Raw genomic sequence first — 16500 nt, forward strand, 5'->3', positions numbered from 1 at the left:
CCATCATGCTAGGCAAGATACTGGACGGGCGCTATGAAGTTGTCCGAGTCCTGGGTATGGGAGGATTCAGCCAGACTTATATCGCTCGCGACATGCGTCGCCCTGGGCAGCCAACCTGTGTGGTCAAGCACCTTAAACCTGTTCTGGGTAATCCTAGCCAGCTGCAGGCCGCCAAACGGCGATTCATCAGTGAGGCTGAAACTTTAGAAAAACTAGGTTATCACAACCAGATTCCTCGGCTCCTAGCTCATTTTGAGCAAGATCAAGAATTTTATTTGGTTCAAGAGTTCATTGAGGGCCATCCGCTCGGTGCTGAGTTACGAGCTGGTGAGCGCTGGAGTGAACGGCAAGTTGTACAGCTTCTACACGAGATTTTGAGCATTCTAGAGTTTGTACATAGCTATAAGGTCATCCATCGGGACATCAAACCAAGCAATATTATTAGACGCCAGCAAGATAAACACTTAGTTCTAATTGATTTTGGCGCAGTCAAGCAGTTAAGGGCTCAACCTCTCACAGGGCAAGAATTACCGAGCGCCACGATTGCCATTGGTACCTTAGGCTACATGCCGACTGAGCAAGGACAGGGCAAGCCACGTCCCAGTAGTGACCTCTATGCTTTAGGTGTCATTGCAATTCAAGCACTAACCGGTTTGGCCCCCAGCCAATTTCAAGAAGATGCCGAAACAGGAGAGCTTGTCTGGGAGCCGCACGCCCAGGTAAGCCCAGAGCTAGCTCATATTCTTAGTCGGATGGTGCGATACCATTTCAAAGAGCGTTATCCGTCAGCAACTGCAACCTTACAAGCCCTTCAACCTCTTATTAAGCTGCTGGGAGCAGAGCTGCTCTTGCCTAGCCTCGCTTTTCCTTCAAGACAACTAGAGACTTTAGCTGAACTCGCGCCTACCGGACAAGATGAACTGCGGAAACCGGTTACAGTCACTCAGGCCAAGCACTCAGCTCCGACGCAGACTACAATCCCAGTTGCTCCAGCACAGGCAATACAAGCATCTCAGGTCTATCCCCGTCATAAGCGGCTAGCTCTATTTCTGGGTTTAGGAACCGGTATTGCTACGGCTATTGGTATTAGCATTTACTATGCCGTGCAGCTTAAGCCTGAAATCAATGCCCAAGAGAATGCCATTAGCTCTCCAACCTCCACGGCTTCTCTCACAGCCCTCAAACCAAGCCAACAATTTTTGGGGCATAATGATGCGGTTTGGTCAGTGTTGATCACACCGGATGGCCAGAGCTTAATCAGCGGGGGCGAAGACCGTCAAATCAAGCTGTGGAACTTAAGTACTGGCCAGTTATTGCGCACCCTTAGCGGCCATACTAGCGCTATCAAATCTTTAGCACTCAGTCCCGATGGACAGACTTTAGTCAGTGGCAGTTATAAGAATATCAATCTCTGGGATTTAAAGACGGGTCAGCAATTAGCTAGCTTAGCAGAACACACTGACACTGTCTGGGCACTTGCGATTAGTTCTGACGGAAAAACTCTTGCTAGTGGTAGCGCAGATAGAAGTATTAAACTCTGGGATTTGCCCAGTGGCAAATTACGACGTAGCTGGTTCGGACACGCAGACTGGATTTTTGCCCTTGCTATCAGCCCCGATGGTAATACTTTAGCCAGTGGCAGTCGAGATAATACGATTAAGCTTTGGGACTTGCGTACAGGCCAGGCTCGACGGACCTTGTCGGGGCATTTAGGAACAATCCGCTGCTTAGCTATTAGTCCAAACGGGCAAGTTTTAGCCAGTAGCAGTTGGGATAAAACGATCAGGGTTTGGGACCTCAACACAGGGAAACCACTAAACACTTTGGCAGGTCACACTGGCCAAGTGGTCACAATTGCCATTAGTCCAGACGGCAAAACCTTAGCTAGCGGCAGTATTGACAACACGATTAAGCTTTGGGATTTGTCTACGGGAAAACTACTTCATACTCTCTCTGGCCATACTAATTGGGTGTTATCTGTCGCCTTTAGTCCTGATGGCAAACTACTCGCTAGTAGCAGTAAGGATAAAACCGTCCAGCTTTGGCCTCTGAATCAAGTTAATCTTAACTCGCCAGATACTGGAGAAAATGAGCCTAGGACTAACTAGAGCAAAAACTAGCTAACCAAGATTCAGATTCACTTAGTATAAGTTTGCCAAATTTAGCGGTACTGTCAAAGTAGGGCTTTCTTTATATAGCCATCTCTGTCTTTTGGCTGAAAGCTGCACTCGATAGGGCCAAGCATAGACAATGCCTTACTCTTGGTAGAGTCTTTCAATATAGCCAACACGGTACATTAACCTCGCTAAGGCATAGGAGAGAGTACCCGTGAGCGATATACCAAAACCAAAAGATGTCCAGCCCGGTAAAGGTGCTGCTGGTGATCAGTGGGCTGTGCAAATGGCCCAGACAACTGCAGTCAATCCAGTCGACGAGCGCATCCCTTCAGGCGTGGACGTCGAGCACAACGAAGAACAGGTTGAAGCAGCAGTCGAGAGCGAAGAAGATAGTGGTATCAAAACCACAGATGGCTACGTGATTGACGAGTCTGGCCGTTTGGACAACTACGCAGTTGAGCCACAGATGTATGTTGAAGAGCCTGGTGACCTAGGCGACGAGCACTAAACCTGGATAACAAACTCGTTTAGACCCATCCATTCAATCAAAAGAAACAACACAACAGATACAAGAAAGAGCGCCGACTAAGATTAGGTCGGCGCTCTTTTCAAGCTTTATTTTAAGCGAGGCTGCTTAGCAGCCTCGCCAAACTTTGCTTTAGGTGGAGGGCAATAGCTGGCGTTGGTCATCTGAACCCGCGATAGCCGGAGCTTCGCCAGGGGTGCAGACTACCTTGCCTTCCTCATCTACATCCACTAGGACACTAGCTCCTTCGCGGACACGACCAGAAAGGATCTCCTCCGCCAAGCTGTCCTCTAGCAGGCGCATGATGGCGCGCCGTAAAGGACGAGCACCATAGCTGGGGTTGTAGCCCTCTTCAACCAAGCGATCCTTAAAGCGCTCAGTTACAGCCAGGTTAATGTTCTGCTCTTTGAGGCGATTGACGACTTCCTTCAACAGGATATCGGCAATTTCCTTGACTTCGATCTTGCTGAGCTGGCGGAAGACAATGATCTCATCCAAGCGGTTTAGGAACTCAGGACGGAAGTACTGCTTGAGTTCTTCGTTCACTAGAGACCGGATCCGTGTGTACTGAGAGTCTTCTTGGCTTTCAGCGAAGTCGAAGCCGAGACCGCCGCCGCCCTTCTCGATCACCTTCGAACCAATGTTCGAGGTCATGATCAGCAACGTGTTCTTGAAGTCAACCGTGCGACCCTTGGCGTCGGTCAGACGACCGTCTTCCAAGATCTGCAAGAGCATGTTGAAGACGTCAGGGTGCGCTTTTTCAATTTCGTCAAACAGCACTACTGTGTAGGGCCGACGACGCACGGCCTCAGTTAGCTGGCCGCCCTCGTTATAACCGACATAGCCAGGAGGCGAACCAATTAACTTAGAAACCGTGTGCCGCTCCATGAACTCCGACATATCCAGTCGGATCATGGCATCCTCAGAACCGAAGAAGTAGGCAGCCAATGACTTCGCCAACTCGGTCTTACCTACACCCGTAGGACCAGAGAAGATAAAGCTAGCGATTGGGCGGTTGGGGTTCTTGAGACCGACTCTAGCCCGACGAATGGCGCGAGAAATTGCTTTCACCGCTTCGTCTTGACCAACTAAGCGTTGATGCAGCGTGTCTTCCATGTGCATCAGCTTCTCGGACTCGGATTCAGTCAGCTTGCTGACAGGAACACCAGTCCAGGAGGAGACAATGTGAGCGATGTCTTCTTCAGACACCACTGGCATCTCACCATCACCGTTAGTGCTGACCTCAGTCTTCTTAGCCTGAGCAATGGCGCGGATCTCAGCCTTGATCTCCATTTCCCGATCGCGCAGTTCGCCTGCCCGGTCGAAGTCCTGAGAGCGAACGGCATCGTCCTTGTCTTTGAGAACCTGGCGCAGCTCTTTATCCAATTCCTTGGCAGCCGGAGGCAGCTGAGAATTGATTAGACGAACCCGCGAACCTGCTTCATCAACCAGGTCAATCGCCTTATCTGGCAAGAAGCGATCCGAGATGTAGCGATCCGAGAGTTTGGCCGCAGCGAAAAGGGCCTCATCAGAGATCTTCAGCTTGTGGTGCTGCTCGTAGCGATCGCGCAGACCAAAAAGGATCTCAATAGTCTCATCAACCGTGGGTTCACCAACCATCACTGGCTGGAAGCGCCGCTCTAGAGCAGCATCCCGTTCAATGTGCTTGCGGTACTCATCCAGGGTGGTGGCCCCAATGCACTGCAATTCACCCCGAGCCAGAGCTGGCTTGAGGATGTTAGCAGCATCAATAGCACCTTCGGCAGCACCAGCCCCAATCAGAGTGTGCACCTCGTCAATCACCAGGATCACGTTCGCGGCTGAACGGATCTCATCCATGATCTTCTTGAGGCGCTCTTCAAATTCACCGCGATACTTCGTACCTGCAACTAGCAAGCCGATGTCAAGGGTGACTACACGCTTCTCTTGGAGAATGTCGGGGACATCACCATTAGCGATGCGTTGAGCTAAACCTTCAGCGATTGCTGTCTTACCAACGCCCGGTTCGCCGATCAATACCGGGTTGTTCTTGGTACGACGGCCAAGGATTTGAATGACCCGTTCGATTTCTCTCTGACGGCCCACAACGGGATCGAGCTTGCCCTCACCAGCCATCTGGGTAAGGTTAGAACCAAACTCATCCAGGGTCGGCGTCTTGGTACGTCCCTGCGAGCCACCCGAGGTGACTTCTGCAGTTTCACCCAACATCCGAATCACCTGAGTGCGAACCTTAGAAAGATCAACACCTAGGTTTTCCAATACTCGAGCAGCAACGCCCTCACCTTCACGAATGAGGCCTAGAAGCAAGTGCTCGGTGCCAATGTAGTTGTGACCTAATTGACGCGCTTCTTCGAGAGAAAGCTCTAGAACACGCTTGGCACGGGGGGTGAACGGGATCTCTACGGCAACAAAGCCTGAGCCCCGACCAATGATTTTTTCGACTTCAATCCTGGCGTCTTTCAGATTGACGCCCATGGATTTCAGCACTTTGGCGGCGACGCCGGTCCCTTCTCCAATAAGCCCTAGTAAAATTTGCTCGGTGCCAACGAAGTTGTGACCCAGGCGACGTGCTTCCTCCTGGGCCAGCATGATCACCTTGATGGCTTTCTCGGTAAAGCGTTCAAACATGGCGCGTTAACACTCACCTGCTGCGTGCTGGTAATGGCAATCCTAACACAGGGTTACAGTTCGCTATCGCAGCCTAAAGCGACTGTCTTGCCCTGTAGGGATCAACGCCGATTGCGCAGGGGCTAACGTCTGCCCGAAGATGGATTTGCAACTAATGCAATTAAAGTACTAATCAGACCGAAGAATTGTGACCAAGCCAGGCTCAGCTTGCAAAGTCCAACCTTGAACTTTCAAGTTGATTTCACATCGCCGCCATTGACCATTGAGCGAGTCAACAAATTCTGGTTGATTTAGTCCCGAACGCCAGAGTACCAGACCGTCCTCCCCCGTGTCAGGATAATATCCTCGTCGTCGCCCCACTTCCTTAAAACCGTACTGGCCATAGAGATTCAGGGCAGGCGTGTTAGAAACGCGGACTTCTAAGGTTGCCCACGCTAAACCTAAGCCTCTAGCCTGATTGAGTAAGCTCCACAGCAGCAGCGAACCCAGACCGCGTCGTCGCTGGTCTGGATGAACAGCCAATAGAGTAATGTGAGCTTCTTCGACAATGCTCCACAGGCAACCCATCGCCACAAGGTTTGCCTGTGCAAAAACACCTAGTAAAATGCTGCGGTCGCTGGCCAATTCTCTTTGGTAAGCCGCTGGGGCCCAAAACCCCCCTAGGCAAACTTGGTCCAAGGCAATAATTTGAGGCAGGCAGGCCTCAGTCAGGGGCGTAAGCGTCAGAGTAGAAAGCACCGAAGCAGTTTTAGAAAGCAGCTAGTGTGAAGTTGAGATGAGACGGTGCTTACACAACACCGGGTGCCGGTCCATTCTGGTAAGGCACAGTTGTACTCTAATGCTAGAGTAGTTAGCTTTGTTGCCGCTCCCCCACTCTTTCAGCACAACCCACCGCCGGAGAATTCGAGAAGATTATGGTGCTGCCGACTGCTAGTCAAGTCACTGCCGAAGCCATTTCCCCTAACCAGCAACTTCTGCCTCTGACTGCCCATATCAACGACAGCAACCACTTAGAGGTAGGGGGATGCGACGTGGTTGACCTGGTAGAGCAGTTTGGCTCACCGCTCTACATTCTTGATGAAACAACCCTACGCACTGCCGCTGCCCAATATCGAGATAGCTTCCGCACCTACTATCCAGGACCATCTCAAGTCATTTACGCTTCCAAAGCCTGGAGTTGCTTGGCGGTTTGCGCGCTGGTTAACAGTGAGGGTTTGGGCATTGATGTAGTTTCAGCAGGGGAACTTTATACTGCGCTGGAGGCAGGCGTCAGCCCGGAGGTCATCTACTTCCACGGCAACAACAAATCTCAAAGCGAACTGGAGTACGCGCTGCAGGTCGGTTGTGTTGTGGTCGTCGACAACCAATTGGAGTTGGAAACGCTAGCAGCCCTCGCTCAAGGCCAGGAGCAAAGACCGCGGGTGATGATCCGAGTAACTCCAGGCATCGAGTGTCACACTCACGAGTACATTCGCACCGGCCACTTAGATAGCAAGTTTGGCTTTGATCCCAACCAACTTTTGAGTGTCTTTGAGTATCTGAGCCAAGCTCCTCAACTCCAGTTTTTGGGTCTGCATGCCCACATTGGTTCGCAAATCTTTGAACTGGAACCACATCAAGACTTAGGCCGTGTGTTGACTGAGTGGTTAGCGAAAGCAGCCAGCTATGGCTTAGAAGTCAGCGAGCTGAATATCGGCGGTGGTTTGGGGATTCGTTATGTTGAGTCCGATGACCCCCCTAGCATTGCTCAGTGGGTACAGATAGTAAGCGCTGGTGTTGTCGCTGGCTGCGAAGCAGCAGGTGTTGCCTTACCCAAGTTGCTGAGCGAACCAGGCCGTTCGCTGGTAGGCCCTGCCTGTATTACGGCTTATCGCGTTGGGAGTCGTAAAACAGTCCCCGGTATTCGCACCTACATTGCTGTAGATGGGGGTATGTCTGATAACCCTCGCCCAATTACTTATCAATCTCGATATCAAGCTCTGCTAGCTAACCGTATGCGTGGGACTGCATCGACTACGGTTACAATCGCGGGCAAGCATTGCGAGTCAGGTGATATTCTGATCCGGGACATTGAGCTGAGCGACCCACAAAGCGGCGACGTCCTCGTCGTGCCGGGGACTGGAGCCTACAATTACAGCATGGCTTCTAACTACAATCGCGTTCCTCGTCCAGCAGCAGTCTTAGTGAATGCTGGTGAGGCTAGTCTGATTTTGAGGCGAGAAACTCAAGCAGACCTACTGCGTCAGGATGTCTTACCAGAACGGTTGCGCGGTTGATCGTCGCCAGTGGCAATTTGGCTTAACCAGACTTTACAGAATCTGTAAACGGTTCAGACTGATTCGAGCAGACTCAATTGAAAGCAGGTGTGGGAGCGTTGGCTGGCTAGCATCAACATTGACTGGGCAGCGTCCCTGCGCAGCGTCATTGATGTTGGAGCTGTTCTAGCTCTAACTTACGTGGTGCTGTTGGTGATTGGTGAACGGCGCACCCTCTGGATGGTGCGGGGATTTATTCTGCTCATGTTGGCCTCTGCGCTGACGGCACCAAATCCTCCCTGGCTCGGCTTACCCTTGCTCCATTTCATGCTGGACAAGCTTCTAATTGGTGCAGCTGTGGCTATGGCTGTCAGCCTCCAGTCAGAGCTACGCCGCTTCCTAGAACTGCTCGGGCAAGGGGAATTTACAAAGCTGTTTCAGCCCAATCGTGGTCTCTCATTAACCTCCAACAGTGTTGTTGATGAGATTGTTGATGCGGTCAAAGAACTTTCACAGAACCGAATTGGAGCATTGATTATTCTGGAGACTGGCTATCCGATTGATGAGCGGGATTTCTCAGTGCCAGGGGTGCGCATCAATGCCGACCTGTCTAAGGAACTGTTGCAAAGCATTTTTCAGACCACAACTCTGCTGCATGATGGGGCTGTGTTGCTGCGAGATTCTCGAATTGTGGCAGCAGGCGTAATTCTGCCTATCTCTGAACGCACAGCCTCACGGCAATTGGGAACCCGCCACCGGGCGGCTATGGGTATTACCGAGCGAGTGGAAAACTGTATATGCATCGTGGTCTCAGAGGAGACAGGTTCGATTTCCCTAGCAGAGATGGGATCGCTGAACCGACCTTTAACCAGCGCCAAGTTGAAAGAACTACTGGAAAAGCATTTTGTCCGCAGCACGGAGCGAGAGGCAGTCACTACTGGACTGCGCGGTTTGAAGCGCGAGATCTGGAGCTTGGGTAAACTAATTGCTCGTTCGCTCAAGTCCCGTTTGTCAGCGTCTGAGGAGGCCCGGAAGAAATGATAGGAAAAGAGGTCAGGGTGGAGTCAACTCGGCTGCGCGACCGGCCCACAGACCTGGACCCTCTGCGCTTACCTGCCCATGTGGCAGTGATCATGGATGGTAACGGCCGATGGGCCAAAGGCCGGGGCCAGCCCCGAATCTTTGGTCACCGTCGGGGTGTGGATATCCTCAAGGATCTGCTGCGCTGCTGTAAGGATTGGGGTATTGGCACGCTCACTGCTTACGCCTTCTCCACTGAGAACTGGGGGCGTCCTATTGAAGAAGTTGACTTTCTAATGCTGTTGTTCGAGCGCGTTCTGCGACGAGAACTGCGTGAGATGATGCTGGAAGGGGTCAAAATCTCTTTTGTTGGCGATTTGCAGGCTTTGCCCCGTTCACTCCAGAGTGAAATCGAGCAGGCTATGACTCAAACCAAGGACAACACGGCGGTTGAGTTTGTAGTGGCAACGAACTACGGCGGCCGTCAAGAAATCCTACAAGCTTGTCGTCAGCTAGCCGCTCAAGCCCAGCGAGGCGAGTTGGATCCCGCTCAGATCAATGATGCCCTGTTTGAGAAGCACCTCTATACTGCTGGCACCCAAGACCCGGACTTACTGATTCGCACCAGCGGTGAGATGCGACTTTCAAACTTTTTATTGTGGCAGATGGCCTACACGGAGTTGTATGTCACCGACACGCTGTGGCCAGACTTTGACCGTGCTGAATTTCATCAGGCGCTGCTAGCCTACCAAGCCCGCGAGCGTCGCTTTGGCCGTGTCGAGACTAAGAAGTAGGCTTTAGGGGGGATATCAGACGCCCGACTTGTTTTTAGGCTTCTCTTGGCCCCATGCCGGAGAATGCCAAGTGCACGTTGAGCCTGTTGTAACATTTGCAGTCCTGCTAGCCGTCATTCTAGTAGTTCCGCCACTAGTAGAAAAGCTGCGCCTGCCGGGATTAGTTGGGCTCATTGCAGCTGGAGTGCTGTTGGGCCCTCAAGGCATCGGAGTTCTTCAGGATAAAGACCCTGCCCTCGACCTGCTCTCAACTGTGGGGCTGGTCTATCTAATGTTTGTGGCAGGGCTGGAAGTTGAGATGGAACAGTTCCGGCGGATCAAGCACCGCTCGGCTCTGTTTGGTCTGTTCACTTTTACTGTTCCTCTGATTATGGGAACAGTTGTTGGAAGGCTGTTTGGCTTCGACTGGGTAGCCTCCATTCTGATTGGCTCTCTATTTGCCTCCCACACGCTGCTCGCCTATCCCATTGTCAGCCGCTTGGGTGTGGTCAATAACGAGGCCGTCATGGTCACGATTGGGGGCACCATTTTTACTGATATTGGCGCCCTGCTAGTTCTGGCCATTTGCGTCGGCGTCCATAAGGGTGACTTTACAGCTGCGTCCCTGGTCCAGCTCTTAGTGCTTTTGGCACTCTATACTGCTCTGCTGTTATTTGGACTGAACTGGGGTGGCAAACAGTTCTTCCGCCGAACAGGCAACGATGAGGGCAACCAATTCCTATTCGTGTTAGTCGCAGTCTTTCTAGCAGCAGTAGGGGCTGAATTAATCGGGGTTGAAAAAATTGTTGGAGCTTTTTTAGCTGGTCTGGCAGTCAATGAAGTAGTTGGGGAGGGGCCAGTCAAAGAGAAGGTCATTTTCATGGGAACTGTGCTGTTCATTCCCATCTTCTTTATTGACTTGGGCCTGCTGGTTAACATTCCTGCGTTTGTGCAAAGCCTTGGGGCGCTGGCTCTAACCATAACGGTTGTAGTTGGCCTGATCAGCAGCAAGTTTTTAGCAGCACTCCTAACTCAGTGGGTCTACAAGTACAGCCGAGCCGAAATGCTGACGATGTGGTCCTTGTCCTTGCCTCAGGTGGCAGCTACCTTGGCGGCTACCCTCGTGGGAGTCCGAGTGGGACTGCTCAATGACGCCGTGCTCAACAGCGTGATCGTACTGATGCTGGTCACCTCAACCTTAGGTCCTCTGATCACACGTCAGGCCGGTGCACAACTGGTCTTGCCAGAGGATGAACTCAGCTCAGAATCAACCCCCTTTCGCTCTACTGCTGATGTTCAGGCCGGACAACCGCTGACTGTTCTAGTACCAATTTCCAACCCTCAGACCGAGCACTCTTTACTGGAATTGGCGGCCCTCCTGGCAAAGCACGAGGATGGCCGCCTGATCGCACTCTCGATCGCAGTCCCTCGTGACTATTTGGATTCTCAAAGTGTGACTCTAGACCTTCAGAGCAGTCAGAATTTGTTGGATAAAGCAGAGGCGTTAGGAAGCGAGTTAGGGATTCACACCGAGCCGTTGCTGCGCATTGATGATTCGGTCTCCCAGGGGATCTGTCGTGCTAGCCGCGAACAAAAGGCTCACCTAATCTTGATGGGTTGGGCAAGCCGCCAGGGACTACGGGCGCGTCTGTTCGGCGGCGTCATCGACAATGTAATGTGGTTGGCCCATTGCCCCGTCGCTGTTACCCGGTTGCAACAACCGCCTAGAGAGTTGAAACGGATCTTAGTACCTGTGGATACTTTGACTGCGGAGTCAGCTAGAGCGATTCACTTTGCCAAGGTATTAGCTAATAGCAATAGTGGTCAAGTTGTTCTGCAGCATGTCTGTCCTGCCAGTACCCCACCTGCGATCCGAGAGAAGCTGCAAAAGCGCTTCCTAAACCTGGCGCTAGCTCAATCTCCCCAGGCAGAAGTTACAGTTGAGATTACTGCCAGCAACAACTTAGTCGGCGCTATTCTCAAGGCCTCTCGCCAAGCGGATTTAGTTGTGCTGCGCTCCGTTCGTCGAAGGGTCCGGGTAGGAGAAGTGGCAATTGCCGACCTGCCAGCGAAGCTCGCTCGGCAGATTACTTGCTCTTTGGTGATGCTGGGTGAACCCCACCACCTGCATCTAGAGGAGACAAGAGCGGCTGTGCCCGTAGATGAGCAACCAATGCCCATAGGCCCAGACGGTAGCTCTCGGCGCCGAAGCCGCTGATCTGTCCAACAGCTACAGGCGCGATGTAGGAGTGATGGCGGAAAGCCTCCCGACGGTAAACATTACTGAGATGGACTTCTACCGTCGGCAGAGCAACCGCAGCAATCGCGTCGCGCAGAGCCACACTAGTGTGGGTATAGGCAGCAGGATTAATTAGAATTCCTTGACACTGACCCAAAGCAGTGTGAATAGCATCAACCAGGGTTCCCTCTGAATTCGACTGAAAACACTGAAGCCTAACCCCTAAGCTCTTGGCCTCTGCTTCTAGCAGAGCGTCAATTTGCGCCAGGGTCAGGCTTCCATAGTGCTCAGGCTCACGCTTACCCAACAGGTTGAGGTTGGGACCGTGCAAAACCAGGATCTGTAACAAGGACGTTAGCGACGATCGCGATTACGCACTGGCACGGGAATCGGCTCCGCTTCAGGTTGCCCAGTGGGCCCCAGCAAGATCTCAATCAGGCGCTCAACCCACTCGCGAATCTTTTCCAGTACCTTTTCAACCTGCTCCATCTCAACCAAAGGCTCCTTCTCTAACGTTTAACCCTTGCTTCAAACGTGTTACAGAAATTTTTAGCGGATATTTATCGGTAAACCTGAGATCCACTTCCCTAGCTTAACCTGGATCCGGATTTGCGCGAACATTTAATAATTTTCTTCTCAGAAGGTCGAGGGCAGAGCAGGCACCAACCTGGCGAATCCAGCTTCGTTCTCGACTGCTACCGAATTGATACTCCTGCGTTTGAACACTGCCATCCGGCGCTGCAAGACCTATATATACCAAGCCAACTGGTTTAGCTGGAGTGCCGCCGCCAGGTCCAGCAATCCCTGTGATCCCCAACCCCCAATCTGAACCTGTACAAGCGCGCGCCCCTTGGGCCATTTGAGCAGCAACAGGGGCGCTTACAGCACCGTGAGATTCTAAATCTGCCGAGCTTACGTTCAGCAATTCAGCCTTGATCTGGTTGTCATAGGAGATCACGCCACCTCTAAAGTAAGCTGAACTTCCAGGAACATCGGTGAGCATTTGCCCTAGCAGCCCTCCCGTACAAGATTCAGCTACCCCCAAAGTTTGGCCTAGATTTGATAGCTGATTGCCAACTACCGAAGCCAGGGAATCGTCATCAACTCCATAGCAATAGTCTCCGGTACGGGCACGGATCTGCTGCTCTATCGGTTCCAACAGTTGCTGAGCAACGATTTGATCCGGCGCACGGGCACTGAGACGTAAGCGGGCCTCGCCGAGATTGGCATAGGGAGCAACACTAGGATTTGCAGATTTCAGTAAGTCCTCTAGCCGTTCTGCTAAGGCAGACTCACCAATGCCCCAAAAGCGTAGTACACGGGAGTAAATAATTTCCTGGCCCCAGCCTTGAGTACGCAGGTAGGCAATCGCTGTCTCCTGCCACATGGCATATAGCTCAGAGGGGACCCCTGGAAACGTCAAAATGGTTAACCCTGTGCGTGGCTGCCAGATCATACCTGGAGCATTACCAACTGGATTGGGCAAAATCTCGGCCCCAACTGGCAATAAGGCTTGCTTGCGATTGCTGGGAGAAGGCACGATCCCCCGCAATTGAAACTTTTGGTTAATGTCTTCCCAAACCTCAAGTCGCTCGGCCAACGGAGCTTCGAAAAAATCCGATAGGGTTTCAGTCGTCAGATCATCAGGGGTAGGCCCCAAACCGCCAGTGGTAATAATCAGCTGCGAACGTTCACAAGCAATGGCTAAGGCTTTTTTGAGGCGAATGGGATTGTCACCCACCACAGTTTGGTAGTAGTGGGGAATGCCTAAGTTCGCTAATTGTTGCGCTAGGTACTGCGCATTGGTATTGACAATCTCACCCAGCAGTAACTCAGTACCAATACACAAGATCTCTGCGCTTAGGCTCATCAACACCTCTAAATTGGCAGCAGCTTAAGGAGAATGGGCCTTCTTCCAGGCCTCCCAGGCAATGTATCCCAGCAAAAGCGTTGCAACCGCAGCATAGGTGCCTCCAGCCGGAAAGTACGAGATTGCTAGCGCTAAGCTACCTACCCAGAGGGTCAGAGCGTAGATCAGCAGCACAATCAGGCGGTGGGAGAGACCTGCTTGGAGCAAGCGGTGGTGCAAATGGCGGTTATCAGCTTTAAAGGGCGACTTGCCCCGCCGTAGCCGATCCACTATGACCGTAGCCACATCCAGGATGGGGACCGCCAGGATCAAGTAGGGCAGCAGCACAGCAACTGTAGTCACCGCTTTAACTAGACCAATTACACCGACACCAGCCAAGGTAAAGCCGAGGTAGTAAGCACCACCATCCCCCATAAAAATCTTGGCTGGGCTGAAGTTGTAGCGCAAGAAACCAAGACAGCCGCCTGCCAATGCAGCGGCAATCAGTGCAGCTCCTGGCTGATCCATGAACAGGCTAACTACCAACATTACTACCGCGGCAATGCCTGATACACCTGCGGCTAGGCCATCCAGACCATCGATCATATTGATGGCATTGGTTATGCCCACTAGCCAAAGCACCGTGACCGGTAGACTTAGCCAGCCAATCTGCACGAGTCCCATAAAGGGAACTGTTAAAAAGTCAATTCGCACGCCAACAGCCCAAGCCATAGCTGCCACCCCGCACTCCAGCACTAGACGGGTGAACGCAGACAGGCTTATCAGATCGTCAGCCAGGCCAATTAGGAAGAATAATAGCCCCCCAATCGTGACCCCCCAGATTTCATATTCGTTGGGCTGGGACATTACGCCAAAGCCCCCCAGCACCCAAACTAATAACAGAGCTGCTAAACAGCTTAGGAAGATAGAAACACCTCCTAAGCGGACCATTGGGCGCTGGTGCAGTTTGCGAGGGTCCCCTGGCAGATCTACGATGCCATAGTGTCGGGCAACGGCATTGACAATTGGTGTGGTCAGAACCACAACCGCCATAGCCGTCATGAATGCAACCAGGTGAAAGGGGGGCATTGGGCTAATACAGCGTTCGCCAAGGAGTGATAAAGGACAACAGCACCTAGACGGAGACTGGCATCGAAACCTTCAGGTGCGGGTAGAGCGGGAAGCGGTCACACAGACTAGCAACCCGACGTCGGCATTGAAGGGCCACAGCCTCGTCACTGGGGCTAAGCAACCGATCCGCGATGATGTCAGCAATCTCAGTAAACTCTGTTTCGCCCAGACCCCGCGTCGTCATTGCTGGGGATCCTAGGCGTAATCCACTAGTCACAAACGGAGATTCAGGGTCAAAGGGTACTGTGTTTTTGTTAGCAGTGATATTGACACCACTGACTAACTGGTCAGCCTGCTTACCCGTCAGACCAATAGAGCGCAGGTCAAGCAGAATCAAATGGTTGTCTGTGCCGTTAGAAACCAACTTGATGCCTCGTGTCTGGAACTGCACTGCCATCGCCCGAGCATTGGCAATGACTTGACCAGAGTAGGTTTTGAACTCAGGCTTAAGGGCTTCACCAAAGGCTACAGCTTTACCGGCAATCACATGTTCCAGAGGTCCCCCCTGGCTACCCGGAAAAACAGCTTTATCCAACTTTTTGCCCAGTTCAGCATCGCGGGTCAGGATCAAGCCGCCTCGGGGTCCCCGCAGAGTTTTATGGGTTGTAGTTGTTACAACATCACAGTAGGGCAGGGGGCTTGGATGGTGCCCACTGGCAACTAAACCTGCAATGTGAGCAACATCAGCTAACAAGTAAGCGCCAACTTCATCAGCGATGGCTCGGAATTGCTCGAAAGGAATGACGCGAGGATAGGCTGAGTAACCACAAATGATTAACTTGGGCTTGTGCTCTAACGCTAAGGACCGGATCTGGTCAAAGTCCAGCACTTCAGTCTCAGGATTAACCCCATACTGAATAACTTTGAACCACTTACCTGAAACATTGACAGACGAGCCGTGCGTTAGATGGCCACCGTGGGACAAATCCATGCCCAGGATGGTATCCCCCGGTGTCAATAGACTCAGGAAAACTGCAAAGTTAGCTTGAGCACCCGAGTGGGGCTGGACATTGGCATGGGCTGCTCCAAAAAGCTGTTTTGCCCGCTCGATTGCCAGTTGCTCAACCCCATCAACAAATTCGCAGCCACCGTAGTAGCGTTTACCCGGTAGACCCTCAGCGTACTTGTTCGTCAGTACCGAGCCCTGAGCTGCCATAACGGCTGGAGAGGTAAAGTTTTCGCTAGCAATCAGCTCTAGATGATCACGCTGTCTTTGCAGCTCTTGGGTGATCAATTCTGCGATTGCCGGATCTGTATCTGCGATGCGTTCCAGGTCTGTTTTACTCACGTCTGTATCCAAAGCACTTGCAGGTTTTACGGATCAATTCTGACCAGACCTAGATCTTAATCAACAGCGCCACTCACAACCCGAGGTTGGCTCAGGCTTCTATAACCTGTTGAATCCTACAACGATTGCTTGACTCATGACAGAGTTACAGGACTTCCGATGCAAAACCAGAGCAGAATTCAGGTAATTCGGTTTGTAGAGTGTCGAGAATTGTTTGCAATGTTGGAGTCTTAGTGCTTACTAGCACTCGACGCTGTGTCTCATCCACTTCCAACCAACGAAAATCAAGCGTTGCTGGGGGAGGAGCCACTAATCGCTCAGCCCACTCAACCGCAACGATACCGGGTTCGACTTGCTGAGCCTCCCAGTAGTCCTCTAGATGCAAGTCCTCCACCTCTCTAGGCTCTAAACGATACAAATCCATATGGTACAAAGGCAGGCGCCCATCCAAATACTCTTCAATCAAGGTGAAAGTAGGACTTAGCACAAGTTCTGGGATTGCTAAGCCTTGACCAATACCTTGTACCAATGTCGTTTTGCCACCGCCCAAGCCACTATTCAGCAGTAGCACGCTGCCTGCCTCAAGCGTGCGACCCAAGAACTGCCCCAAAGTCAAGGTTGCCTCAGCAGAAGGTAGGCTCAATTCCAGAGTCACCATTGGCCCCACAATTTTG

General features: G+C 52.0%; 13 protein-coding genes and 1 pseudogene. 6 read left to right on the top strand and 8 right to left on the bottom strand.

What is annotated here, in order from left to right:
- The first annotated feature begins 5 nt into the window (after positions 1-5).
- Together H6F94_RS30095 and H6F94_RS30100 are read left to right on the top strand one after the other, a co-directional pair.
- Complete coding sequence (locus H6F94_RS30095; RefSeq protein WP_190805991.1) at positions 6-2108, top strand: WD40 repeat domain-containing serine/threonine-protein kinase; 2103 nt, start codon at positions 6-8, stop codon at positions 2106-2108.
- A 220-nt stretch (positions 2109-2328) separates the two neighbouring features.
- Positions 2329-2625: a hypothetical protein gene (locus tag H6F94_RS30100; RefSeq protein WP_190805992.1), complete on the top strand. Its 297-nt coding sequence runs from the start codon at positions 2329-2331 to the stop codon at positions 2623-2625.
- Positions 2626-2775: 150 nt separating this feature from the next.
- Here the strand turns inward: H6F94_RS30100 and H6F94_RS30105 are convergent, their stop codons facing one another.
- Positions 2776-5271 carry an ATP-dependent Clp protease ATP-binding subunit gene (locus H6F94_RS30105; RefSeq protein WP_190805993.1) on the bottom strand — a complete coding sequence of 832 codons (2496 nt, stop codon included), beginning with the start codon at positions 5269-5271 and terminating at the stop codon, positions 2776-2778.
- Positions 5272-5439: 168 nt separating this feature from the next.
- Entirely contained in the window at positions 5440-6009 is a 570-nt protein-coding gene (rimI, locus tag H6F94_RS30110) for a ribosomal protein S18-alanine N-acetyltransferase (RefSeq protein WP_190805994.1), read from the bottom strand.
- A gap of 176 nt (positions 6010-6185) precedes the next feature.
- On the opposite strand from rimI, the gene lysA reads away from it, so the two are divergent.
- From lysA to H6F94_RS30130, 4 genes and pseudogenes are all read left to right on the top strand, one after another.
- A complete protein-coding gene (gene lysA, locus H6F94_RS30115) occupies positions 6186-7547 on the top strand; it encodes a diaminopimelate decarboxylase (RefSeq protein WP_190805995.1) in 1362 nt (453 codons plus the stop codon).
- A gap of 87 nt (positions 7548-7634) precedes the next feature.
- The gene (gene cdaA / locus H6F94_RS30120) at positions 7635-8567 is read left to right on the top strand and encodes a diadenylate cyclase CdaA (protein ID WP_190805996.1); all 933 of its coding nucleotides are present in this window, start codon (positions 7635-7637) and stop codon (positions 8565-8567) included.
- 17 nt (positions 8568-8584) lie between these two features.
- A complete protein-coding gene (uppS, locus tag H6F94_RS30125) occupies positions 8585-9340 on the top strand; it encodes a polyprenyl diphosphate synthase (protein WP_313949406.1) in 756 nt (251 codons plus the stop codon).
- 70 nt (positions 9341-9410) lie between these two features.
- A pseudogene (locus H6F94_RS30130) lies at positions 9411-11366 on the top strand (cation:proton antiporter domain-containing protein); the annotation flags it as partial.
- Positions 11367-11406: 40 nt separating this feature from the next.
- On the opposite strand, the gene aroQ reads toward H6F94_RS30130, so the two are convergent.
- From aroQ to tsaE, 6 genes are all read right to left on the bottom strand, one after another.
- A complete protein-coding gene (gene aroQ, locus H6F94_RS32700) occupies positions 11407-11907 on the bottom strand; it encodes a type II 3-dehydroquinate dehydratase (protein WP_190805998.1) in 501 nt (166 codons plus the stop codon).
- A 5-nt stretch (positions 11908-11912) separates the two neighbouring features.
- Positions 11913-12047, bottom strand: coding sequence for a hypothetical protein (locus tag H6F94_RS33160; RefSeq protein WP_277878196.1), 135 nt, complete (start codon positions 12045-12047; stop codon positions 11913-11915).
- A gap of 103 nt (positions 12048-12150) precedes the next feature.
- Positions 12151-13428: a competence/damage-inducible protein A gene (locus H6F94_RS30140; protein ID WP_190805999.1), complete on the bottom strand. Its 1278-nt coding sequence runs from the start codon at positions 13426-13428 to the stop codon at positions 12151-12153.
- A gap of 24 nt (positions 13429-13452) precedes the next feature.
- Positions 13453-14496, bottom strand: a complete 1044-nt coding sequence (locus H6F94_RS30145; RefSeq protein WP_190806000.1) for a glycosyltransferase family 4 protein — start codon at positions 14494-14496, stop codon at positions 13453-13455.
- A 46-nt stretch (positions 14497-14542) separates the two neighbouring features.
- Complete coding sequence (gene glyA / locus H6F94_RS30150; RefSeq protein WP_190806001.1) at positions 14543-15826, bottom strand: serine hydroxymethyltransferase; 1284 nt, start codon at positions 15824-15826, stop codon at positions 14543-14545.
- Between the two features lie 145 nt (positions 15827-15971).
- Positions 15972-16484: a tRNA (adenosine(37)-N6)-threonylcarbamoyltransferase complex ATPase subunit type 1 TsaE gene (tsaE, locus tag H6F94_RS30155; protein WP_190806002.1), complete on the bottom strand. Its 513-nt coding sequence runs from the start codon at positions 16482-16484 to the stop codon at positions 15972-15974.
- Positions 16485-16500 lie beyond the last annotated feature (16 nt).

The organism is Leptolyngbya sp. FACHB-261, from assembly GCF_014696065.1.
Lineage (GTDB): Bacteria > Cyanobacteriota > Cyanobacteriia > FACHB-261 > FACHB-261 > FACHB-261.